Here is a 21,728-nt window from a genome sequence, read left to right as displayed (position 1 = left end):
GGATGGCGGGACTGCGCACGGGACTACAACGGCGTGACATATGCCCCGGCGATCCCGCCGTCCACGAGGAACTCGGCGGCGTTGACGAAGGACGCGTCATCGCTGGCCAGGAAGGCCACGGCGGAGGCGATCTCCTCCGGCTCGGCGAACCGGCCCACCGGTACGTGCACCAGCCGGCGCTGGGCCCGCTCCGGGTCCTTGGCGAACAGCTCCTTCAGCAGCGGGGTGTTGACCGGCCCCGGGCACAGCGCGTTGACCCGGATGCCCTCGCGGGCGAACTGCACGCCCAGCTCCCGGGACATGGCCAGCACCCCGCCCTTGGAGGCGGTGTAGCTGATCTGGGAGGTGGCGGCGCCCATCACGGCCACGAACGAGGCGGTGTTGATGATGGAGCCCCGGCCCTGCTGCCGCATGTACGGCAGCGCGGCCTTGCAGCACAGATAGACGGAGGTGAGGTTGACCTCCTGGACCCGCTTCCAGGCGTCGAGCCCGGTGGTGAGGATCGAGTCGTCGTCGGGCGGGGAGATCCCGGCGTTGTTGAAGGCGATGTCCACCGAACCGTAGGTGTCGAAGGCGGTCTTGAAGAGCGCCTCGACCTCGTCGGGATCGGTCACGTCCACCCGGACGAAGAGTCCGCCGACCTCGTCGGCGGCGGCCTTGCCCGCGCTCTCGTCGATATCGGCGCAGACGACCTGCGCGCCCTCGGAGGCCAGGCGGCGCGCGGTGGCCAGGCCGATGCCGCTGCCCGCTCCGGTGACGACGGCGGTACGGCCCACCAGGCGGCGGCACACGGGGGTCTCGGTCACGTCACTGCTCCTCGGTGCTGATGAAGACGTTCTTGGTCTCGGTGAAGGCGGCAAGGGCGTCGGGGCCCAGCTCCCGGCCCAGGCCGGACTGCTTGTAGCCGCCGAAGGGGGTGGCGTACCGCACGCTGCTGTGCGAGTTGACGGACAGGTTCCCGGCGGCGACGGCGCGCGAGACCCGGACCGCGCGGCCCACGTCGCGGGTCCAGATCGAACCGGACAGGCCGTAGTCGGTGGCGTTGGCCAGCCGTACGGCGTCGGCCTCGTCCTCGAAGGGGAGGACGACCGCGACGGGGCCGAAGATCTCCTCCACGGCGGTGCGGTCACCGGGGCCGGTCGCCTCCAGCACGGTGGCCGGGTACCAGAACCCCTTGCCCTCCGGGGCCTCGCCGCGGATCGCGGCGGGCGCGTCCTCGGGTACGTAGGACCGTACGCGCTCCCGCTGGGCGGCCGAGATCAGCGGGCCCATGGCGGTGGCGGGGTCGGCCGGGTCGCCGACCGCGAAGGAGGTCACGGCGGGCGCCAGCAGCTCCATGAACCGGTCGTAGACGCTTCGCTGCACCAGGATGCGGCTGCGGGCGCAGCAGTCCTGTCCGGTGTTGTCCAGGAAGGAGCCGGGCGCGGCGGCCGCAGCGCGCTCCAGGTCGGCGTCGGCGAAGACGACGTTCGGGCTCTTGCCGCCGAGTTCGAGGGTCACCCGCTTCACGCCCGCGGCGCATTTGGCCATGATCTCCTTGCCGACCGCGGTGGAGCCGGTGAAGACGACCTTGGCGACGCCGGGGTGCTCGACCAGCGCGGCGCCCGCGACCGGCCCGGCCCCGGGCAGCACCTGGAAGAGCCCCTCCGGCAGGCCCGCCTCCAGGGCGAGCCCGGCCAGCCGGAGCGCGGTGAGCGGGGTGGTCTCGGCCGGTTTGAGGACGACGGCGTTTCCGGCGGCCAGGGCGGGCGCGGTGCCCCAGGCGGCGATCGGCATGGGGAAGTTCCACGGCGCGATGACCGCGACCACGCCCAGCGGCTCATGGAAGGTGACGTTCAGACCGCCGGCCACCGGGATCTGGGCGCCGCTCAGCCGTTCCGCTCCCCCGGCCGCGTAGTCCAGCAGATCGCGCACGTTTCCCGCCTCCCAGCGGGCGTTGCCGATCGGATGGCCCGCCTCGCGGACCTCGAGGGCGGCGAGCTCCTCGAGGTGCCCGTCCACGGCGGCGGCGAAGCGGCGCAGCAGCCGGGCGCGGTCGGCGGGCGCGAGCGCCGCCCAGCCGCGCTGCGCCTCGGTGGCGCGGGCCACGGCGGCGGCCACCTCGTCCGGGGTGGCGGCGGGGACGGTGGCGATGACCTCCTCGGTGGCCGGGTTGAGGATGTGGTGTTCGTGGGGGTGTTCGGTGCTCACTCGCTGGTTCCTCACATGCGCTCGAAGGACCGGAAGCGCTCCCAGTCCGTGACGGCGGTGTCATAGGCGTCCTGCTCGACGCGCGCCATGTTGAGGTAGTGCTCGACCACCTCGTCGCCGAAGGCGGCCCGCGCTATGGGGCTGTTCCGCCACAGCTCGGCGGCGTCGCGCAGCGAGGTCGGGACGTGCTCGGCGTCTCCGGTGTAGGCGTTGCCGGTACAGACCTCGGGGAGCTCCAGCTCCTGCTCCACGCCGTGAAGCCCGGCGGCCACCATCCCGGCCACGGCCAGGTACGGGTTGACGTCGCCGCCGGGGAGCCGGTTCTCCAGCCGGTGGGATGGGCCGTGGCCGATGATCCGCAGCGCGCAGGTGCGGTTGTCCGGGCCCCAGGCGACGGCGGTGGGCGCGAAGGAGCCGGGGCGGAACCGTTTGTAGGAGTTGATGTTCGGGGCGTAGAGCAGGGTGAAGTCGCGCATCGCCGCGATCTGTCCGGCGAGGAAGTGGCGCATGGTCTTCGACATGCCGTACGGGCCGTCGTCGTCGGCGAGCACAGGGTGCCCGGCCTCGTCGCGCAGCGAGAGGTGGATATGGCAGGAGTTGCCCTCGCGCTCGTCGTACTTGGCCATGAAGGTCAGCGCCATGCCCTCCTGGGCGGCGATCTCCTTGGCTCCGGTCTTGTAGACCGCGTGCTGGTCACAGGTGGTCAGGGCGTCGGCGTAGCGGAAGGCGATCTCGTGCTGGCCGAGGTTGCACTCCCCCTTGGCCGACTCGACGGTCATCCCGGCGGCGCCCATCTCGTTGCGGATGCGGCGCAGCAGGGGCTCGACCCGGCCGGTGCCGAGGACGGAGTAGTCGACGTTGTACTGGTTGGCGGGGGTCAGCCCGCGGTAGCCGGTGTTCCACGCCTGCTCGTAGCTGTCCCTGAAGACCATGAACTCCAGCTCGGTGCCGGTGTACGCGGTCCAGCCGCGCTCGGCGAGCCGGTCGAGCTGACGGCGCAGGATCTGGCGCGGCGAGGCGACCACCGGGCTGCCGTCGTGCCAGGCGAGATCGGCGGTGAGGAGGGCGGTGCCGGGGTTCCAGGGGGTGCGGCGCAGGGTGGCGGTGTCGCCGTGCATGGCGAAGTCGCCGTAGCCGCGCTCCCAGGAGGACATGGCGTAGCCGTCGACGGTGTTCATCTCGGTGTCGACGGCGAGGAGGTAGTTGCAGCCCTCGGTGCCGTGTGCCAGGACGTCGTCGAGGAAGAAGCGGGCGGCGAACCGCTTGCCCTGGAGCCTTCCCTGCATATCGGTGAAGGCCAGGACGACGGTGTCGATCTCCCCGGCGGCGACCAGTCTGGTCAGCTCGTCGACCGAGAGCGGGGGCGTGCGGTCTGCCACGGTGGGGCCTCCTGCGTCGGAGAATTCGGGGGGCGGAGGGTGCGGAGAGGGGGTTGGGGGGCGTGGGGTGGCCTTAAGGTAATACCGCAGACCATTGGTTGGGAAGTAGGTGCGGACGGTTCGATGAGCGAGAGCGGGAGTGGGCGCGGGAGCGCGGCGGACGACCGGCTGGCGCCGGTGCTGCGCCCGGTGCGCGCGGGAAACGGCTTCGAGGAGGCGCTGGAGCAGATACTCCAGGTACTGCGGCTGGGGCTGGTCCCCGACGGCGGCCGGCTCCCGGCCGAGCGGGAGCTGGCCGACCGGCTGCGGATCAGCCGGGTGACCCTGCGCGAGGTGCTGAAGGTGCTCCAGGACCAGGGGCTGGTGGAGAGCCGCCGCGGCCGCTACGGCGGCACCTTCGTCCGGGCCAGGCCCGAGCCCGCCGAGGGCGGCGGCGAGGACGAGCTGCGGCGCCGGGTCGAGGCGGTCGACGTCGAGGACACCCTGCGGTTCCGCGAGGTCCTGGAGGTGGGTGCGGCTGGGCTGTGCGCCGCGCACGGGCTGGACGCGGGGCAGACGCGGCGGCTGCGGGCGGCCCTGGACGCGACGCGGGACGCCCCGCTCACGGACTACCGCCGCCTGGACACGATGCTCCACCTCACGCTCGCGGAGCTGGCGGGCTCACCGTCGCTGGCCGCCCAGTACGCGGCCGTCCGCGCGACCGTCAACGACCTGCTGGACTGCATCCCGCTGCTGGTCAAGAACCTCGAGCACTCCCAGGCCCAGCACGGGGCGCTGGTCGAGGCGGTGCTGGACGGGGACGCGGACGGGGCGCGCGAGGTGATGCGGGAGCACTGCGAGGGCACGGCGGCGCTGCTGCGCGGCTTCCTGGTCTGAGTGCGCGGCTTCCCGGTCTGACCGGCCGGTCCCGGGGGCCCTTGACCACGGTTTTACGCAGAGGTCTTGCGCATCGCCGACCGGAAGACAAAGGTATGGCCCCACACCTTTGCCATCGCCCCCTCGTGTGGAGCAGGAGTGTCCCCCCATGGCCGACGGTACCGAATCCGCCCGCACCGAGTCCGCCAGTGCCTCCGTGGGCGGCGCCCCGCCGGGCGGCGGCCCGGCGCCGTCCCCCGAGGACGCGTATCTGGAGCGCCGCACCCTGCGGCGCGGCAGCGCGGGCCCGCTGCTGCTGACCGGCCTCGGCGTCGCCTATGTCGTCTCCGGCGACTTCTCCGGCTGGAACTTCGGCCTGGCGGAGGGCGGCTTCGGCGGTCTGGCCATCGCCGCCCTGCTGATGGGCCTGATGTACGCCTGCATGGTGTTCGCCCTGGCGGAGCTGGCCGCGATCCTCCCCACCGCGGGCGGCGGCTACGGCTTCGCCCGGCGCGCCCTCGGCCCCTGGGGCGGCTTCCTCACGGGGACGGCGATCCTCATCGAGTACGTCCTGGCGCCCGCCGCCATCTCCATCTTCATCGGCGACTACGTCGAGTCGCTCGGGCTCTTCGGCCTGGAGTCCGGCTGGCCGGTCTATCTGGCGTGTTTCGTCATCTTCATCGGCATCCATCTGTGGGGCGTGGGCGAGGCCCTGCGGTTCAGCCTGGTCGTGACCGCCATCGCCGTCGCCGCGCTGCTGGTCTTCGCCGTGGGCGCCCTCACCGACTTCGACGCGGGCTCGCTCAACAACATCCCGGCGGACCACTCCTCCTTCGGCGCGAGCTCCTGGCTGCCGTTCGGGCTGCTCGGCATCTGGTCGGCGTTCCCCTTCGGCATGTGGTTCTTCCTGGGGGTGGAGGGGGTGCCGCTGGCGGCCGAGGAGACCCGGGACCCGGCCCGTACGCTGCCGAAGGCCATGGCCTGGTCCATGGGCATCCTGCTGCTCCTCGCCCTGCTGACCTTCCTCGCGGCGACGGGGGCGCGCGGCCCGAACGCCGTACAGGACGCGGGCAACCCGCTGGTCGAGGCGCTGCAGCCGGACGGCAAGGCCACCGTGTTGTCCCGTATCGTCAACTACGCGGGCCTCGCCGGGCTCGTGGCCTCCTTCTTCTCCCTGATCTTCGCCGGTTCGCGCCAGTTGTTCGCGCTCTCCCGGGCCGGGTATCTGCCCCGCTTCCTCTCGCTGACCAGCCGCCGCAAGGCCCCCTTCCTGGGCCTGCTGGTCCCGGGCGCCATCGGCTTCACCCTCGCGGCGTGGACCGGCGACGGCGCCCGGATGCTCAACACCGCGGTCTTCGGCGCCACCATCTCGTACGCCCTGATGTCGCTCTCCCACATCGTCCTGCGCCGCCGTGAACCGGGCCTGGAGCGTCCCTACCGCACCCCCGGCGGCACGGTGACGTCGTCCCTCGCCTTCGTCCTGGCCTGCTCCGCGCTGGTGGCCACCTTCCTGGTGGACAAGGACGCGGCCTTCATCGCACTCGGTGTCTACGCGGTGGCGCTGGCCTACTTCGCCTTCTACAGCCGCCACCGCCTGGTCGCGGCCGCGCCGGAGGAGGAGTTCGCGGCGCTGGCGGAGGCCGAGGCGGAACTGTCCCGCGACTGAGACCGTTCCTGCGACGGGAGAACCGTCCCACGACCGAGCACCGTTCCACGACCGAGCACCGTTCCGCGGCGGAGAGCGGTCACCGCGGCCGAGCACCGTCCCGCGACCGAGCGGATCCACGAAGACACGAAGATCGGAGTCCCCGGTGTCCAAGCCCCTGATCGGCGTCAGCACCTATCTCGAACCCTCGGCGAGCTGGGGCGTGTGGAACCTCCCCGCCGCGCTGCTGCCCTCGGGCTACCACCTGCTCATCCAGCGCGCGGGCGGCCTGGCGGCGATGCTGCCACCGGACGAGGACCCGGCCGCCGCCGCGGCCGTCGTCTCCCGCCTCGACGGGCTCGTCATCTCCGGCGGCCCGGATGTGGAACCGGTGCGGTACGGGGCCGAGGTGGAGCCGCGCACCGGGCCGCCCGCGCGGGAGCGGGACGCCTGGGAGCTGGCCCTGATCGAGGCGGCCCTGGCGTCGGGCACTCCCCTGCTCGGCATCTGCCGCGGCCACCAGCTCCTGAACGTCTCCCTGGGCGGCACCCTCGTCCAGCACCTGGACGGCCATGTGGGCCCGCCCGGCGTCTTCGACCACCACGAGGTGAAGCCGGTCCCGGGCACGCGCCTCGCCGGGATCCTCCCGGAGCCGGTGTCCGTCCCCACCTTCCACCACCAGTCCGTCGCCCACCTGGGCAAGGGCCTGACCCCCTCGGCGCACGCCACGGACGACGGAACGGTGGAGGCGGTGGAGCTGCCGGACGCGGCGGCGTTCGTGCTGGGGGTCCAGTGGCATCCGGAGGCGGGCGACGACGTGCGGGTCATGCGCGCCCTGGTGACGGCGGCGTCGGGCTGAGGAGCCGAGAGGGGACCGGCTCAGCCGAGCTTGAGCAGCAGTTCGGTGAGTTCGGCGGGCATGGTGATCATGCAGTCGTGGCCGGTCGCCAATTCCCACACCTGTGACGGGCTGCCGTTGCGCTGGACGGCGGGGACGGGGCGCCGGGTGATGCCCTCCGGGAAGTCGGTGGCGCAGTGGATATGCGTCCGCGGGATCGTGTTCACAGCCGGGTTGTCCAGCCGGACCGGCTGCTGGAGGCAGCCGACCGGCTGATCCGACAGCATCGACCGCAGCCACTCCAGATCCGCGGGTTCGGTGACCCCGAACAGACCGAAGGGCGGTTCCGGCGGCGGAACCCGCCAGCCGCCCTCGGACGCCATGGCCTGGTCGATCATGCCCTGGCTGATGGGCAGAATATCGGCCGCGCTCTCACCGTCCTCCGGGACCATCGCATCGAGATAGACCAGCTGCCCGATCCGCTCCGGGACCCGGTTGGCCGCGGACGATATGACCAGTCCGGCGTAGCTGTGCCCGACGAGCACCACGTCGGTGAGGTCCTCCTCGGTGATCAGCCCGACGATGTCGTCGACATGCGTATCCAGCCCCACCTCCGGGCCCGCCAGGTGCACCGTGTCGCCGTAGCCGGTCAGCGTCGGCGCCAGCACCCGATGCCCGGCCGCCGTCAGCAGCGGGACCACCCGCTCCCAGCACTGCCCACTGTGCCAGGCACCGTGCACCAGCAGATATGTCGACATGGTTCCGCTCTCCATCCGCGCGCAAATAAACGGGACACTGCCCCGATCGAAGATGTGGGACAGTGTACCGCTTAGCGAGCAGGGACCGGCGCGGCGGTCAGGAGTTGATCTCGTACGGGTCGCCGTAGACCTGCCACTTCAACGGGGGCGCCAGGTCGAAGTTCTTCTCATTGAGGAACTTCCGCTGCTCGGTGTCGACCCGGCTGGTGTCGCTGTGCGCCTCCTCGCTCTTCATGGCCTCCTTACGGGCGTCGAGGAAGGCGTTGAGGTAGGTGGTCTCATTGCCGCCCTGCGCCGGGGGCTTGGCCTTGGACAGGGCGGTCTTACGGATGCCACCGAAGCTGTACTTGCTGTCGCCGGGGCCGTGCATCACGATCGCGTCGTAGTAGACGAACTGGCCGAGCGCGCCCAGGCCGTCGTCCTTGCCCTGCTTGACGGCCGGGTTGAAGTAGACGCGGTCGCGCTCGTGCTCCTGGGCGTCCTGGAACGCCTTGTCGGCGGCGGCCTTCTTCCAGTCCTTGGTGAAGTTCGGGTCCAGGCCGTCGTGGGAGTCGCCGCCGTTGACCTCGCGCAGCGCGGGGAGGTACTTGGCCAGGACGTTGCCGGGCTTCTGCTGGGTGTAGTACTCGACGAGTTCCAGCATGTCGCCGGTGCCGGAGCAGAATCCGATGATGCCGGCGGTGTAGCCGCGGCCGTCGCCTATGTCCTCGATGTACTTGAACTGGGCGCGCCAGTCGAGCGAGGAGTTCTCGGCACTGGAGACCAGTTTCATGGCGATCTCCTTCTTCGCCGGGTCGTCCAGGTTGCTCGCCGCCGCCTTGTGCGCCGAGTGGGTGTGGCGCGCGTCCGACGAGGACGGCAGATGGTCGGACGCCTGCCCGATTCCGACGCCGGTGAAGACGAGCGCGGCCGGTACCGTGACGGCCACGGCCGCGAGGCCGATCCTCCTGGGCATGGGGGACATGGGGACTCCGTTCCTTGTCGACTGTGGGGGAAGTGCGCGCGGCCGCCCCAGGGCGCGCCGGGGCAGCCCCGGGTCCTGAGGCGATCCGTTAGGAACCTTTCCTAACCATTCAAGCGAGCACGTCGTGTCCACCACAAGGGTTTCGACGCCATTCAGCGCCATTCGACAAAGAAGCAACCCGTGCCGTACCGCCTCGGAAGGGCGGCACCAACCCCCGTGCTACGACTGGGGGATGGGCATCGCGGGGTCCGCGCCGCCGGTCGCCCCGGGACGCTTTCCGGTCGCCCCCGAAGCCCCGGCGCCGGACGGTCCGGCGGGAACGGCCGGCTCGGCCGCGCCCTCGGCCGCGGCCGGCACCTCCGTCACCGGCCGTGCCGCGATCGCCCGCCACCACGGCTCCAGCGGCAGCCCGCGCTCCGGCTCGAACGGCTGGCCGGGGCGCGGCACGGTCACGGTCGCCCCGGCCTCCTTCGCCGCCCTCACCGTGCCCTCGGCGGGCTCCTCCCACGGATGCGGGGCGAGGTTGAAGGTGCCCCAGTGGATCGGCAGCATGATCCCCCGCGCCGGGTCCCCGCCCTGGAGATCGAGATGGGCCCGCATGCCCTCCTCGGGGGTCATGTGGATGTCGGGCCAGTAATCGGAGTAGGCACCGATCTGGATCATGGTCGCGTCGAACGGCCCGTACGCCGCGCCGATCTCCGCGAAGCCGGAGAAGTAGCCGGTGTCCCCGCTGTGGTAGATCCGGCGCCCGGAACCGGCCACCACCCAGGAGGCCCACAGGGTGTGCTGGGTGTTGCGCAGCCCGCGACCGCAGAAGTGGCGGGCGGGGGTGGCGGTGAGCGTGAGCCCGGCGACCTCGGTGGACTCGTGCCAGTCCAGCTCGGTCGTCCGCTCGGCCGGGACGCCCCAGCGCTCCAGATGAGCCCCCACCCCGAGCGGCACGACGAACATCGCGTGGCTCCGTACCAGCGCCCGGATCGTGGGCATGTCCAGATGGTCGTAGTGGTCATGGGAGATGACCACTACGTCCACCGGCCCCAGCTCCCGCAGCGGCACCGGCACCGGGTGCAACCGCTTGGGCCCCACCATCGAGAAGGGCGAACAGCGCTGTCCCCAGACGGGGTCGAACAGCACCCGCCGCCCGTCGATCTCCGCGAACACGCTGGAGTGCCCCATCCAGGTCAGCCGCAGCCCGGAGGCGGGCGGGGCGGCCAGATCGGCGACGGTGGTGGGGTGCACCGGCACGGTCCCGGCCGGGGCCCGGCGGACGCGCTCCTCCTTGCGGAAGTAGGTGGACGCGAACTTCAGCATCGAGCCGGACGGGGCGGTGCGGGCCCCCACCGGGTTGACGAACACACCGTTCGCGAAGTTCGGCGACCGCCGGATGCGCTCCATCCGCTCCCCGCTGGGATCCGCTCCGAAGGCGGCGGGGCGCAGGGCGGCGGTGAGCCGGGAACGTGTCGGATGGGAGCCGGTCACGGGGCCTCCAGGGTGAGAGGACGGGAGCACTCCAACGCGCGGTGCCGTTGGGCTGCAATGACACAACTCTTACGAGGGGGGACCTTGTTCCGCGGAGAAGGACAGCACCAGACGGTCCTCCATCGGGCGGTAGCCGAGACGCTGATAGAGGGCGTTGCTGGTGGGGTTGTCGAGATCGGTGAAGAGCAGGATCTCCTTCACCCCGGCGGCCCGCGCGGCCCCGCTCACGGCGGCCGTGGCGGCACCCGCGTAACCGCGTCCGCGCAGCTCGGGCGGGGTGTAGACCAGTGCGATCCGGGCCATGTCGGCGATCGTACGGCTGATCCCGGCGCAGGCCACCGGCCGGCCGTCGAGCTCCCACACCGTGATCCCGTCGTGGCCGAGCCTGTCGTCCACCTGCGCGGCGGCATTCCCGCTCAGCGCGCCGGCCTCGCGGGCGAACCCCTCGCACCAGGTGACCAGCAGGTCCCGGTCGGCGGTGGTGGCGGTCCGGGGCCGCCCCGGTGGGGCCGGATCGGGCGGGGTGAGGGCATCGAGTCGATAGAGCCGGTGGGTCTGCCCGACGGTGCTCACCGCACCGGTGAGGTCCTGCCAGGCGGTGGCGAAGGTCTCGGCGGTCTCGCGCCCCGCGTTCACCCCGGTGACCTTCGGCTCACCGTCCTGGGCGAGGGTGCGGGCGAGGCCCCGGGCCGCCTCGCCGGAGAGGGCGGAGAGCAGCAGGGGGTGGGGCGGGGTGCACAGGAACGCGCCCTCCGCCGGACCCTTCCCCTCCCCGGTCCACCAGCCGTAGACCGGCGGCTCGTCGCCGTATCTGCCGCTGCCCGCCACTGCCAGGGAAGAGACCACCGTGAGCAAAATGGTGTTCCGGGCCGGGTGGGCGCGCAGGAAGCCACCCGCCGCGACCCGGAACTCATCGAGGTCGTACGTCACCGTCCACGCCATGTGCTCCAGGCTGACGCGGAGCGGCGGAGCGGCGCACCTCAATTTCCTCGCTTCCGACCGGACGGCCGCTCGGCGCCGGTCAGCGGCGGTCAGCGGCGGCCGGTCAGCAGCTCAGGTTGGAGCCGGGGGTGGTGCCGAGTATCTGGACGAACCGCTGGTAGGCGTCTATTCGGCTCTGCACCTGGCCGGGGTTGCCGCCGTTGCACTCGATGCTGCCGTTGATGCTGCGGATGGTCTCGCCGAAGCCCCGCTGGTTGACCATGGCGTCGTGCGGGGTCATCGAACCGGCCCCGGTCTGGGTGTTCCAGAACCACAGCGCGGTCTTCCAGGACACCGCGGCGTCCTGCTCCACCAGCCAGGGGTTGCCGAGCAGATCGATGCCGAGCGCGTCGCCCGCGGCCTTGTAGTTGAAGTTCCAGCTGAGCTGGATCGGTCCGCGGCCGTAGTACGCCGCCTGGCCCGCGGGGCAGCCGTAGGGCTGGTTCCAGTCGCAGTAGTGCGGGTAGTTGGAGGTGTTCTGCTCCACGATGTGGACCAGGCCGCCGGTCTCGTGGTTGACGTTCGCCAGGAAGGCCGCCGCCTCCTGCTTCTTGACGGTGTCGCTGCCGGTGTTGGCGAAGCCGGGGTAGGCGCTCAGGGCGGCGGTCAGGCCCTGGTAGGTGTAGAACGAGTTCCGGTTCGGGAACATCTGGTTGAACTGCGCCTCGGTCACCACGAAGGCGGCCGCGCGCTTGGTCTCGGCACCGCACCGGCCGATGTCGCCGGTGGCGGCCGCCTTGTCCGCCGTCAGGCTCGGGGAATCGCACGCCGCCCGGTCGGTCGTCCCTGCCGTCGAGGCCGAGGCCATGGGCATGACAAGAACACTCGTGCACACCGCCGCGGTCGCCGCGAGCGGCACCAGAACACGTCGTCTCAACATGGGGCCGATCTCCTTCGTGTGGGGGGACTTGGAACTCCGAGGGACACTCAAGCGGTTTGGTCTATACCAGTCAAGGTATAGACCAAACCTTTGTGCCGGGATGAGCAATTGAGCCGCCCCCGGAGCGTTCCCGGGCGCAATTCCGAGCGTACGAAGGTGATCTGACGCAGGGTCAGGTCTCGCGCTCGGGGCGGTAGGTGTCGGCGTCCACCCCGAAGGTCCAGGCGACGCCCTCGCGGGCGGTCCGGACCTGGGGCGGCACGCGCAGCCAGTATGTGCGGTGGGTACCGTCCGGCTCCGGCGTGGAGTTGACCACCTCCACCATCGCCACCGGCTCGTCCCCGTCCAGCTCGATGCGCCACAGGACCCCGGTCTCGTCGCGGTGCACCGGCCGCGCCCCGGACTCGTCGAGATAGCGCTCATAGCCGTAGTGCTCCAGCATCACCCGGCGCAGCTCCGCGTTCTCCTCCTCGCGGATGCGGTCCGGGGTCAGCTCGCCGAGCTGCTGCAGGAAGGCCGCGGGCACCGGCATGCCCCGCCAGGCGTACAGCGCGAAGCCGTCGGGGAAGGCGAGGGCGGGGCCGTCGCCGCGGTCCAGACGGCCCGCCTCGTCGCGGTGCAGCTCCACCGGGCGCTCCGCGACGATCACGGCCTTCTCGTACGGCCACCACCAGCCGGCGGCGCGGGCGACCGCGGCGAGGCCGGCCAGCGGGTCGGACTCCGCCCCGTCCGCCACGGCGGCCAGCCAGGGTGCGTCATGCTGCCCCAGCACCGCGTCCAGCAGGGCGAGCCGGACGGCCGCGCCCTGGCCCGAGTCCGGATCCGGCGCCAGGGCCTCGACGACCCCGGTGCGGACGCGCTCGGTGAGGGCGCGGGTGACCTCCCACAGCGGCGCCGCCGCGAGCGCCCACCGCCCGGCCCAGCCGGCCGGGCCCAGGGCGTCATGGAGCCGCCGCCTGGCGCGCGCCCACGGATGGGTGCGCACGGCCTCCCGCACCGAGGCGCCCACGGCGCTCGCGACCGGCTCGACCCCGGCCGCCCGCAGCATGTCCGCCGCCCGCTCGGCGACCTCCCGGGGCAGCCGCTCCTCCTGCCCGGTCAGCAGCAGCACCGCCGCCGTGGCCGCCAGCGGGGAACCGGCCCACACGATCCGCTCGGGCGCGCTGAGCCCGGCCTGCTCATAGGCGCGGCGGAGGCCCGCCTCGGCCGTCTCCCGGTCGGCCGGGCCGGTGGCCGCGGCGACCGCGCGCCAGCGCGCCGCCCGGTCCTCGTCCACGAGCGTGTTCGCCCCATTCATTCCGCTCTCCACCACCGTCGCAGTCGCCGTCGTCATCGTCCGCTCCCCCGCTCTCAGTCCGCCACGACGCGCACGGCGCCCGGCGCGTACTCCCGCTGACGCACCACGCGGTACCAGCCCTTGGGCAGCGGTATCGCCGCATGCTCCTCGTGCACCACCCGCCCACCGTCGGGGAGATGGAGGTAGGAGACGCCGAACGGATCCGACTCGCGCACCAGCGTGCCCGGCCCGACCACCGCATGGGCGTGCCCGGTCACCTCGCCGAGCGCCAGCACCAGCCGGCCCCGCCCGTCCCTCGGCTGCCGCGGCAGCGCGTCGATGCCCGGGGGCAGCGCCTCCGCCGCCACCGGAACGATCAGGACGTCGCCCTGTCGGTACATGCCAATTCCCTTTCACCAAAGCCGTGTTGACCCACCGAGCCACGCGAGGGCCGGTCGATGATCATGACGCTACAGGGAGGCACCGACAACGCCGTCCCCGGCAACGCCCACCGGAACGGCTGTCGGTGGCGCTTGATACAACTCTTCGCACGCCATACGGAATCAGGCACGCCCACGCGAACACATCAGGAGATACCGCTCATGTCAATCCTGGACCACCTGAACGAATTCCACGGCCTTCCGGCCTTCGACGTCCCGCTGCCCGACAAGGAGGTCTCGCTGCCCGAGCCGGACACCGTCGCCTGGCGGATCTCCGCCCCCGCCGATGGGAAATACGATTTCGATGAGCGTTTCCACCACTTCCTGACCTCGGTGGCCCCCCACCGGGTGCGCGCGCTGATCATCGGTCAATGGGACGAGATCTACGAAAGCGATGCCGACGCAGTCATCGAGCCGCTCCTCATGGCCAAAGACCGGCTGACCTCGCTGGAGGCGGTCTTCATCGGCGACATGACCGCGGAGGAGTCGGAGATCTCCTGGATCGAGCAGTCCGATGTGACACCGCTCCTCCATGCCTATCCCGGCCTGCGCGAGTTGAGCGTCCGCGGTGGGAGCAAGCTGTCCTTCCCCGCCGTGACCCATGCCAACCTGCGCACGCTCCGCTTCGAGACCGGCGGGCTGCCCGGCGCGGTGGTGCGCGGGGTCGCCGCCAGCGACCTTCCCGCGCTCGAGCACCTGGAGATGTGGCTCGGTGTGGAAGAGTACGGGGGCGATGCCACCGTCGCCGACCTCGCCCCGATCCTGAGCGCCGGTAGGTTCCCCGCGCTGCGCCACCTGGGCGTGCAGAACAGCGAGATCCAGGACGAGATCGCGGTCGCCATGGCGGCGGCCCCTGTGGTCGCCCAGCTCGAATCCCTCGCCCTGTCCATGGGGGTGCTCACCGACGAGGGCGCGGCGGCGCTGCTCGACGGGCAGCCGCTCACCCACCTGCAGCGGCTCGATCTGGACCACAACTGGGTCTCCGCACCCATGGAGCAGCGGCTGCGCGGGGCCCTGGAGCCGTCCGGGGTGAAGGTCGAGATGTCCGTGAAGCCCTACGAGTACGCGAGCGGCGACCGCTACACCGCCGCCAACGAGTGACCGGGAAGGCTCCCGTTCATGAATGAGACGCGCTTCGCCGTGGTCGGCAATCCGGGCGGCCGACGGGTGGAGATGTTCACCGACGCCGTCGTGACCGCCGGGCTGCCCCCGCCCCGGATGCTGGCTTGGCGCGACGTACTGACCGACGGCGCCGCGTTCGAGCCCGCCGAGATCGTACGGATCGACTCGCCGGGCGAGGACGAGGAGGTGGAGTGGCTGCTGCGCGGCGCCTGCGACCCCACCCGGGTCGAGGGCACCGGCCGCTGGTACGCGCGGTTCACCGAGGCCGTCCGGGGTATCGCGGCGGCGGCGCGCACGGCCGGGGCCACGCTGCTGAACGACCCGGGCGAGCTGGCCGTCCTGTTCGACAAGCGGCTGTGCCACGGGGTACTGGACGCCGCGGGCGTCCCGGTCCCGCCCTCGCCGACCTCCGGGCCGCAGGCGCCGCCGGTGCGCGGCTGGGACGATGTGCGGGCCGCGCTCGGCACCTCGGGGCTGCGGCGCGCCTTCGTGAAACTGGCCCACGGCTCGTCCGCGTCCGGGGTGCTCGCCATGGAGACGGCGGGCCCCGGCCGGGTGCGGGCCACCACCTCCGTGGAGCGCACGGAGGACGGCCGGCTGTTCAACTCGCTGCGGGTGCGGCGGTACGACAGCGAGGCGGAGATCGCCGCCATCGTCGACACCCTGGCGCCGGACGGGCTGCACATCGAGCGCTGGCTGCCCAAGGCGGCCCAGGACAAGCGGGTGGCCGATCTGCGGGTCGTGGTGGTGGGAGGCAGGGCCACCCATGCCGTGGTGCGCACCAGCCGCTCCCCCATGACCAATCTCCATCTCGGCGGGGTGCGCGGCGATCTGGCCGCCGCCCGCGCGGCGGCGGAGGCGGCCGGGGTGGCCTGGAGCGAGGTGCTGGGCACCGCGGAGCGGGCGGCGGAGCGCTTCCCGCGCACCATGTGCGTCGGGGTGGATCTGCTGCCCGGCACGGGGTGGCGGCGGTTCGCCGTGGGCGAGGTCAACGCGTTCGGCGATCTGCTGCCCCGGCTGACCGGTCTGCCCGTCAGTGGCGCGGAGGGTCTTGACACCTATGCGGCCCAGGTCGCCGCCGTGCTCCGCGCCCGCGAGGAGGCCCACCCCGATGCCGTTGTCTGAGCCCGATATGAACGAGGTGGTGGGCAGCCACGACCTGCTGCTGCTCACCCTCGACACCCTGCGCCACGACGTGGCGGCCGAACTGGCGGCCGCCGGACGGACCCCGCACCTCAGCGCCCGGATGCCGGGCGGCGTCTGGGATGAGCGGCATGCCCCCGGCAGCTTCACCTACGCCTCCCACCAGGCGATGTTCGCGGGTTTCCTGCCGACCCCGGCCGCCCCCGGACCGCACCGCCGGCTGTTCGCGGCCCGCTTCGCGGGCAGCGAGACCACCGCGGCGGGCACCTATGTCTTCGAGACCCCCGATCTGGTGTCGGGGCTCGCGGCGGCCGGGTATCACACGGTGTGCGTCGGCGGGGTCGGCTTCTTCAACCAGCGGGGGCCGCTGGGTTCGGTGCTGCCCGGCTACTTCCAGGAGAGCCACTGGGAGCCGGAGTTCGGCGTCACCTCCGCCACCTCCTTCGAGGCGCAGATCGACCGCGCCGAGCAGGTGATCGCCGGTCTGGACCCCGGCCGCCGGCTGTTCCTCTTCGTCAATGTCTCGGCGCTGCACCAGCCCAACTGGTTCCATCTGCCCGGGGCCACCCGCGAGGCGGGCGACACCCGCGCCACCCACGCCGCCGCGCTGGAGTACGTCGATAGCCATGTCGACCGGCTGCTGGCCGCCCTGAGCCGCCGTGGTCCCGCCTTCGCGATCGTCTGCTCCGACCACGGCACCGCGTACGGCGACGACGGCTACACCGGCCACCGGCTCGGCCATGAGGCCGTCTGGACCGTGCCGTACACCCACTTCTTCCTCGAGGCCCGATGAACATCAGCACGCTCGACTCCACCGTCCGCCCCTACCAGTCGTACGTCTACGCCTATCCGCACAAGACCGCCTACCGGCCGCTCGTGGAGCGCCCCGCGCTGCGCGAGCTGTGGGCGGCCGAGCCGAGGGACGCGCTGTCGCTCTATCTGCACATCCCCTTCTGCGAGGTGCGCTGCGGCTTCTGCAACCTCTTCACCCGGATCGGCGCCCCCGAGGGGCTGGTGACCGCCTATCTGGACGCGCTGGAGCGGCAGGCGGGGGCGGTGCGCGAGGCGCTCGGCGCGGACGCCCGGTTCGCCGCCGCGGCGTTCGGCGGCGGCACCCCGACGTTCCTGGAGGCGGCCGAGCTGGAGCGGCTCTGCGACATCGCCGAGAAGGGGATGGGCGCGGACCTGGGCGCGGTGCCGCTCTCGGTCGAGGCGTCCCCGGCCACCGCCACGGCCGACCGGCTGGCGGTGCTGGCCGGGCGCGGCGCCACCCGGCTGAGCCTGGGGGTGCAGAGCTTCGTCGACGCGGAGGCGCGCTCGGCGGTGCGGCCGCAGCGCCGGGCCGATGTGGAGGCGGCACTGGGCCGGATCCGGGAGGCGGGCATCCCGGTGCTCAACATCGATCTGATCTACGGCATCGACGGTCAGACCGCGGACAGCTGGCGCCATTCCCTGGACGCCGCCCTGGCCTGGCGCCCGGAGGAGCTGTATCTCTATCCCCTCTATGTCCGCCCGCTGACCGGGCTCGGCCGTAAGGAGGCCAGGGAGCCGGAGGCGGAGTGGGACCCGGCGTGGGACCCGGAGTGGGACGAGCGGCGGCTGCGGCTGTACCGCGCGGGCCGCGACCATCTGCTCGCCCACGGCTATGAGCAGGTCTCGATGCGGATGTTCCGCGCCCCGGGCGCGCCCGCCACCGGCGGGGAGGACCACGCCTGCCAGACGGACGGCATGGTCGGCCTCGGCTGCGGCGCCCGCTCCTACACCTCCGCCCTGCACTACTCGTTCGACTACGCGGTCGACATGCGGGAGATACGCGGCATCGTCGACGACTATGTCTCCCGGCCCGCGGCCGACTTCGCCCGCGCCGAGCACGGCCGGTGGATGACGGGCGACGAGGCCCGCCGGCGCCATCTGCTGCAGTCCGTCCTCCAGGCCGAGGGCATGGCGGCGGCGGAGTACCGGGCCCGGTTCGGCACCGATCCGGCCGAGGACTTCCCCGCCGAGCTGGCCCGGTTCCGGGGCCGCGGCTGGCTGGACCCGGACGCGGCCCCCGGACACCTGCGGCTGTCCCCCGAGGGGCTGGCGCACTCCGACGCCCTGGGCCCCGAGCTGTTCTCGCCTGCCGTGCGCGCCGCCATGGCCGCGTACGACCTGAAGTGAGGGGCGTGGGCGTGGACTTGACCATTCTGTACCGGGGTCCGCTCGCCTCGTGCGACTACGACTGTCCGTACTGCCCGTTCGCCAAGCGCCGGGACAGCCCGGAGCGGCTGCGCGCCGACCGCGCCGCGCTGGAGCGGTTCACGGCCTGGGCGGCGGAGCAGACCGGCGACCGGCTGTCGGTGCTGTTCACCCCGTGGGGCGAGGGGCTGGTGCGCTCCTGGTACCGCCGGGCGCTCATCGAGCTCAGCCATCTGCCGCATGTCCAGCGGGTGGCCATCCAGACCAATCTGAGCTGCCGTACCGGCTGGACGGCCGAGGCGGACCCCGCCACCCTCGCCCTGTGGTGCACCTACCACCCGGACCAGACGCCGTACGACCGGTTCCTCGCCAAGTGCGGGGAGCTGGCCACGCGCGGGGTGCGCCACAGCGTCGGCATCGTGGGGCTGCCCGCCCATCTGGACCAGGCCCGCCGACTCCGCGCAGACCTGCCCGAGCAGGTGTATCTGTGGGTGAACGCGGCCGAGGGCCATACCTACACCGACGCCGAGGCGGCCGAGTGGACCGAGCTGGACCCGCTCTTCGGCTACAGCCGCCATCCGCACCGAAGCGCCGGTCTGCCATGCCGGACCGGCGCCTCGGTGATCTCGGTGGACGGCGACGGCACGGTGCGCCGCTGCCATTTCGTCCCTGCCGAACTGGGCAATCTCTACGACGGGTCGTACCGCGCGGCGCTACGGCCCCGCCGGTGCCCACGGGCCGTCTGCGACTGCCATATCGGCTATGTGCACCTGGAGTCGCTTCCGCTGTACGACGTGTTCGCGGGCGGTGTGCTGGAACGCGTCCCGGCGCCGCCCCCGCCGGTCACTTCATGGTCGGTCGGTCACACTGTTTCCCCCTCGATCCCCCTGGTCACGACGAGCGTCACAGAACCGGACGTCCCGGAGGACATCACAGAAACAAAAAGTCCGCTTCCCCGGCCTTCGCACTCTGGATGAAGCGTTTCATCTCCAGATGGGTGTAGATCAGGGCCGGTCCGTCCGGGTCGGTCGACTGGCGCAGCGCCACCCGTCCGTCCGTCAGTCTCATCGCCTCGACGCAGCTTCCCCCATTGCCACCGCTCCACGGCTTGTGCCAGCCCTCGCTGCCGAGGTCCCTTGCCGGCATGCCACTGTAGACGCGGCTCCCGCATATGCGATCCATCGTTCAGATCTCCTTGCGAATGCGACTCAGAATCGCCTGAGTCGTCTGTGCAGGCGCGGCCTGCGCGCACATCCGGTCCAGGGCCTCCAGGAACGCCGATACGTCATCGCGCTGGTCGAAGTAGGAGCCGCTGACGAGCGTCTCCGTGTACGCGATATCGGGCAGCTCCGGGATCGGGAACCGGAAGATATGGAAGGGCCCGTACATCGCCGGGTGCGGACCGGCGTCGAACGGCATGATCTGCAGGCGGATATGAGGCGCCTCGGCCTCCTCGATGAGCCGTGTGATCTGGGCACGCATGGTCTCGGCGCCGCCGATGGGGCGGCGCACCACCGTCTCGTCCATGACCACCCACAGCATCGGCGGGTTGTCCCGGGCGAGCAGCGCCTGGCGCTCCATCCGGAGGGCCACGTTGCGCTCGATCTCCGATTCGGGCGCATGCGGCATGCCCGCGCGGAGCACCGCGCGGGCGTAGCCCTCGGTCTGCAGCAGCCCTGGGATGTAGTGCGGCTCGTAGGCCCGGACCAGATTGGCCTCGACCTCCAGGCTGACGAAGGTGTTGAACCACTCCGGCAGGACGTCGCGGAACCGGTGCCACCAGCCGGCCTTGTTGGCCTCGCGCGCGAGGGAGAGGAACCCCTCGACCTCCTCGGGGTCGGCGACGCCGTACGTCCGCAGCAGCTTCTCGACGTACGGGAGCTTCAGGCCGACCTCGGCCTTCTCCATCCGCCGGATCGTGGCATGGGTGACGTCCAGGGCGCGCCCGGCCTGTTCGAACGACAGCCCGGCCTTCTCCCGAAGGTCCTGGAGCCGTTTGCCGAGCACGACTCGCAGGACGGTCGGGGCTCCGCCCGCCCGCGCATCCGCCACTACCGTCCCCCTCCAAGTACCTTCACGACACAGCAGTCTGGCATGGGCTCAGCATTCCGAACAGCCTGCGCTTGCGATTCTGTAATTTACAGATTGAACCTTGCCATACGCGAGCGTGACAGAGCATAGTGTCGGCGTGGCTCCTTCCTATGAGGCTCTCCGGTTAGGGCGCGGCGGCACCGTGGTCGCTCCGCCCCGCCACGACGTGTTTCGTCTGCCGGCGCTGAGTACGTCCGTCGCCGAGGCGAGAAGGCATGTCGTCCGGCGGCTGGGCTCATGGGGCATCGACCAGGACACCCGGGACAGCGCGGAGTTGATCGTCTCCGAGCTCTTCACCAACGCGGTGCGCCACACCTCCAGCGAGGACGTTCGCTGCTCACTCCAGCTCATAGGCACCCGGCTGCGGCTGGAGGTGGCCGACCAGGGTTGTGCGCGCACGGTGCCCGAGGCCCGGTCGGTGAGCGCCGACCAGGAGGGCGGCCGCGGGCTGATGCTGGTGGAGGCCATGTCGGAGGCCTGGGGGGTCAGGCCGAACCAGGGGGGCGCGGGCCGCGCCGTCTGGGCCTACCTGGCGATATAGCGCCCCTGCGGCGACGACACGACGGACGAGCGGTGCCGAGGGAATAGGGGCAGCGACAGCGCACCGGGCGGTCAGCCTCGGGGCGCCAACGGGGGTCTGCCCCTATTCCTCCGGGACCGCTTCGGGTCACGGATCGTTCGTCACGGATCGTTCAGGGCCGCAGCGGCAGCAGATCGGGCCGCTTGGCCTCCACATGGTCACCCGACGACTCTCCGCGCAGCCGCCGGCCGATCCAGGGCACCAGATATTCGCGCGCCCAGTGGATGTTGTCCCGGCGCACCTCGGCCGCGGTGCGCTGCCCCTCCGGGGGCCAGGGCTGATCGGGATCGGCCGGGACGTCCAGGCCGAGCACCTGACCGGCTCTCAGCGCGATCCGGGTGTGCCCGTCCGGCGACAGATGCAGCCGGTCGGCGTCCCAGGCCCGGCGGTCCTGCACCGAGCGCAGCGACCACAGGTCGAGCACCGGGCAGCCGTGGCGGTCGGCGATCGCCCGCACATGCGCCGTATACGTGGCGATCTTGCCCCGCAGATGGCGCAGCACCGGCACCCCTCTGGTGTCGAAGCCGGTGCACACCAGCACGGTGCCCACCCGCGCCCGGAGGTCGGCGACGGCCGCCTCATAGCGCTCGGCCACATCGTCGGGGTCGCTGCCGGGGCGCAGGATGTCATTGCCCCCCGCACAGAAGGTGACCAGATCCGGGCCGAGTTCGATGGCGCGGGCCACCTGCTCGGCCACGATCTGGTCAAGGAGTCGACCGCGTACGGCCAGATTGGCGTAGCGGAAATCGTCGTGGGGTCGTTGGTCGGACAGCAGGACGGCGAGCCGGTCGGCCCAGCCGACGAACACCCCGTCAGGGCCGGGGTCGCCGACGCCCTCGGTGAAGCTGTCTCCGACGGCTGCGTACGACCCGATGGAACCGTTGCTGAATCTCTCCTTATCGTCTGCCACGTCGGGACATCATTCACCC

22 protein-coding genes are annotated in these 21,728 nt (G+C 71.8%); 9 read left to right on the top strand and 13 right to left on the bottom strand.

Annotated features, from left to right (window positions below):
* Positions 1-23 precede the first annotated feature (23 nt).
* From J2Z30_RS11950 to J2Z30_RS11940, 3 genes are read right to left on the bottom strand one after another with little or no spacing between them, the layout of a single operon-like run.
* Positions 24-806: a 3-oxoacyl-ACP reductase gene (locus tag J2Z30_RS11950; protein WP_107073259.1), complete on the bottom strand. Its 783-nt coding sequence runs from the start codon at positions 804-806 to the stop codon at positions 24-26.
* A gap of 1 nt (position 807) precedes the next feature.
* Positions 808-2,190 carry an aldehyde dehydrogenase family protein gene (locus tag J2Z30_RS11945; protein ID WP_044568701.1) on the bottom strand — a complete coding sequence of 461 codons (1,383 nt, stop codon included), beginning with the start codon at positions 2,188-2,190 and terminating at the stop codon, positions 808-810.
* A gap of 11 nt (positions 2,191-2,201) precedes the next feature.
* Complete coding sequence (locus J2Z30_RS11940; protein ID WP_044568703.1) at positions 2,202-3,569, bottom strand: glutamine synthetase family protein; 1,368 nt, start codon at positions 3,567-3,569, stop codon at positions 2,202-2,204.
* Positions 3,570-3,692: 123 nt separating this feature from the next.
* Between J2Z30_RS11940 and J2Z30_RS11935 the strand changes: the two genes are divergently transcribed.
* The 3 genes from J2Z30_RS11935 (at position 3,693) to J2Z30_RS11925 (ending at position 6,928) form a co-directional block, all read left to right on the top strand.
* Entirely contained in the window at positions 3,693-4,445 is a 753-nt protein-coding gene (locus J2Z30_RS11935) for a FadR/GntR family transcriptional regulator (protein ID WP_044568705.1), read from the top strand.
* A 148-nt stretch (positions 4,446-4,593) separates the two neighbouring features.
* Positions 4,594-6,090, top strand: coding sequence for an ethanolamine permease (eat, locus tag J2Z30_RS11930; protein WP_044568707.1), 1,497 nt, complete (start codon positions 4,594-4,596; stop codon positions 6,088-6,090).
* 145 nt (positions 6,091-6,235) lie between these two features.
* Positions 6,236-6,928 (top strand): gamma-glutamyl-gamma-aminobutyrate hydrolase family protein, encoded by a 693-nt coding sequence (locus J2Z30_RS11925; RefSeq protein WP_044568708.1) that lies wholly within the window; start codon positions 6,236-6,238, stop codon positions 6,926-6,928.
* A 20-nt stretch (positions 6,929-6,948) separates the two neighbouring features.
* Here the strand turns inward: J2Z30_RS11925 and J2Z30_RS11920 are convergent, their stop codons facing one another.
* The 7 genes from J2Z30_RS11920 to J2Z30_RS11890 form a co-directional block, all read right to left on the bottom strand.
* On the bottom strand, positions 6,949-7,665 hold the full coding sequence (locus J2Z30_RS11920; RefSeq protein ID WP_044568709.1) for an alpha/beta hydrolase: 717 nt from the start codon (positions 7,663-7,665) through the stop codon (positions 6,949-6,951).
* A 97-nt stretch (positions 7,666-7,762) separates the two neighbouring features.
* On the bottom strand, positions 7,763-8,629 hold the full coding sequence (locus tag J2Z30_RS11915; RefSeq protein WP_107073260.1) for a chitosanase: 867 nt from the start codon (positions 8,627-8,629) through the stop codon (positions 7,763-7,765).
* Positions 8,630-8,848: 219 nt separating this feature from the next.
* Entirely contained in the window at positions 8,849-10,108 is a 1,260-nt protein-coding gene (locus J2Z30_RS11910) for an MBL fold metallo-hydrolase (protein WP_044568710.1), read from the bottom strand.
* Between the two features lie 69 nt (positions 10,109-10,177).
* Positions 10,178-11,050, bottom strand: a complete 873-nt coding sequence (locus tag J2Z30_RS11905; protein ID WP_044568711.1) for a GNAT family N-acetyltransferase — start codon at positions 11,048-11,050, stop codon at positions 10,178-10,180.
* Between the two features lie 103 nt (positions 11,051-11,153).
* Positions 11,154-11,969 carry a chitinase gene (locus J2Z30_RS11900; protein ID WP_063790878.1) on the bottom strand — a complete coding sequence of 272 codons (816 nt, stop codon included), beginning with the start codon at positions 11,967-11,969 and terminating at the stop codon, positions 11,154-11,156.
* Positions 11,970-12,141: 172 nt separating this feature from the next.
* On the bottom strand, positions 12,142-13,266 hold the full coding sequence (locus J2Z30_RS11895) for a DUF6745 domain-containing protein (protein ID WP_044568712.1): 1,125 nt from the start codon (positions 13,264-13,266) through the stop codon (positions 12,142-12,144).
* A gap of 53 nt (positions 13,267-13,319) precedes the next feature.
* Complete coding sequence (locus J2Z30_RS11890) at positions 13,320-13,646, bottom strand: DUF8820 family protein (protein ID WP_044568713.1); 327 nt, start codon at positions 13,644-13,646, stop codon at positions 13,320-13,322.
* Between the two features lie 201 nt (positions 13,647-13,847).
* Between J2Z30_RS11890 and J2Z30_RS11885 the strand changes: the two genes are divergently transcribed.
* From J2Z30_RS11885 to J2Z30_RS11865, 5 genes are read left to right on the top strand one after another with little or no spacing between them, the layout of a single operon-like run.
* Complete coding sequence (locus J2Z30_RS11885) at positions 13,848-14,786, top strand: STM4015 family protein (RefSeq protein ID WP_044568714.1); 939 nt, start codon at positions 13,848-13,850, stop codon at positions 14,784-14,786.
* Between the two features lie 18 nt (positions 14,787-14,804).
* Complete coding sequence (locus tag J2Z30_RS11880) at positions 14,805-15,932, top strand: STM4014 family protein (protein WP_044568715.1); 1,128 nt, start codon at positions 14,805-14,807, stop codon at positions 15,930-15,932.
* Between the two features lie 7 nt (positions 15,933-15,939).
* Positions 15,940-16,743 carry an STM4013/SEN3800 family hydrolase gene (locus J2Z30_RS11875; RefSeq protein WP_044568717.1) on the top strand — a complete coding sequence of 268 codons (804 nt, stop codon included), beginning with the start codon at positions 15,940-15,942 and terminating at the stop codon, positions 16,741-16,743.
* Positions 16,740-18,110 carry an STM4012 family radical SAM protein gene (locus tag J2Z30_RS11870; protein ID WP_044568719.1) on the top strand — a complete coding sequence of 457 codons (1,371 nt, stop codon included), beginning with the start codon at positions 16,740-16,742 and terminating at the stop codon, positions 18,108-18,110. The genes J2Z30_RS11875 and J2Z30_RS11870 overlap by 4 nt, the downstream gene beginning before the upstream one ends.
* Positions 18,111-18,121: 11 nt before the next feature.
* Positions 18,122-19,105: an STM4011 family radical SAM protein gene (locus tag J2Z30_RS11865; protein ID WP_044581165.1), complete on the top strand. Its 984-nt coding sequence runs from the start codon at positions 18,122-18,124 to the stop codon at positions 19,103-19,105.
* On the opposite strand, the gene J2Z30_RS11860 is transcribed toward J2Z30_RS11865, so the two are convergent.
* Positions 19,059-19,310 carry a DUF397 domain-containing protein gene (locus tag J2Z30_RS11860; RefSeq protein ID WP_078956534.1) on the bottom strand — a complete coding sequence of 84 codons (252 nt, stop codon included), beginning with the start codon at positions 19,308-19,310 and terminating at the stop codon, positions 19,059-19,061. The genes J2Z30_RS11865 and J2Z30_RS11860 overlap by 47 nt on opposite strands.
* Before the next feature lie 3 nt (positions 19,311-19,313).
* Positions 19,314-20,180, bottom strand: coding sequence for a Sco1979 family transcriptional regulator (locus J2Z30_RS11855; RefSeq protein ID WP_044568720.1), 867 nt, complete (start codon positions 20,178-20,180; stop codon positions 19,314-19,316).
* A gap of 136 nt (positions 20,181-20,316) precedes the next feature.
* Between J2Z30_RS11855 and J2Z30_RS11850 the strand changes: the two genes are divergently transcribed.
* A complete protein-coding gene (locus tag J2Z30_RS11850; protein ID WP_243146363.1) occupies positions 20,317-20,760 on the top strand; it encodes an ATP-binding protein in 444 nt (147 codons plus the stop codon).
* A gap of 151 nt (positions 20,761-20,911) precedes the next feature.
* On the opposite strand, the gene J2Z30_RS11845 is transcribed toward J2Z30_RS11850, so the two are convergent.
* A complete protein-coding gene (locus J2Z30_RS11845) occupies positions 20,912-21,709 on the bottom strand; it encodes an SGNH/GDSL hydrolase family protein (protein ID WP_044568721.1) in 798 nt (265 codons plus the stop codon).
* Between the last annotated feature and the right edge of the window lie 19 nt (positions 21,710-21,728).

Source organism: Streptomyces iranensis (assembly GCF_017874715.1).
GTDB lineage: Bacteria > Actinomycetota > Actinomycetes > Streptomycetales > Streptomycetaceae > Streptomyces > Streptomyces iranensis.
The sequence above is the reverse complement of the archived record's forward strand: the minus strand, read 5'-3'. Positions and strand labels throughout refer to the sequence as shown.

Bases quoted from the DNA above. Each gene is read 5' to 3' on its own strand.
- J2Z30_RS11935 (WP_044568705.1), top strand. From the start codon at position 3,693: ATGAGCGAGAGCGGGAGTGGGCGCGGGAGCGCGGCGGACGACCGGCTG.
- eat (WP_044568707.1), top strand. From the start codon at position 4,594: ATGGCCGACGGTACCGAATCCGCCCGCACCGAGTCCGCCAGTGCCTCC.
- J2Z30_RS11920 (WP_044568709.1), bottom strand. From the start codon at position 7,665: ATGTCGACATATCTGCTGGTGCACGGTGCCTGGCACAGTGGGCAGTGC.
- J2Z30_RS11915 (WP_107073260.1), bottom strand. From the start codon at position 8,629: ATGTCCCCCATGCCCAGGAGGATCGGCCTCGCGGCCGTGGCCGTCACG.
- J2Z30_RS11905 (WP_044568711.1), bottom strand. From the start codon at position 11,050: ATGGCGTGGACGGTGACGTACGACCTCGATGAGTTCCGGGTCGCGGCG.
- J2Z30_RS11900 (WP_063790878.1), bottom strand. From the start codon at position 11,969: ATGTTGAGACGACGTGTTCTGGTGCCGCTCGCGGCGACCGCGGCGGTG.
- J2Z30_RS11895 (WP_044568712.1), bottom strand. From the start codon at position 13,266: ATGAATGGGGCGAACACGCTCGTGGACGAGGACCGGGCGGCGCGCTGG.
- J2Z30_RS11890 (WP_044568713.1), bottom strand. From the start codon at position 13,646: ATGTACCGACAGGGCGACGTCCTGATCGTTCCGGTGGCGGCGGAGGCG.
- J2Z30_RS11885 (WP_044568714.1), top strand. From the start codon at position 13,848: ATGTCAATCCTGGACCACCTGAACGAATTCCACGGCCTTCCGGCCTTC.
- J2Z30_RS11880 (WP_044568715.1), top strand. From the start codon at position 14,805: ATGAATGAGACGCGCTTCGCCGTGGTCGGCAATCCGGGCGGCCGACGG.
- J2Z30_RS11875 (WP_044568717.1), top strand. From the start codon at position 15,940: ATGAACGAGGTGGTGGGCAGCCACGACCTGCTGCTGCTCACCCTCGAC.
- J2Z30_RS11870 (WP_044568719.1), top strand. From the start codon at position 16,740: ATGAACATCAGCACGCTCGACTCCACCGTCCGCCCCTACCAGTCGTAC.
- J2Z30_RS11860 (WP_078956534.1), bottom strand. From the start codon at position 19,310: ATGGATCGCATATGCGGGAGCCGCGTCTACAGTGGCATGCCGGCAAGG.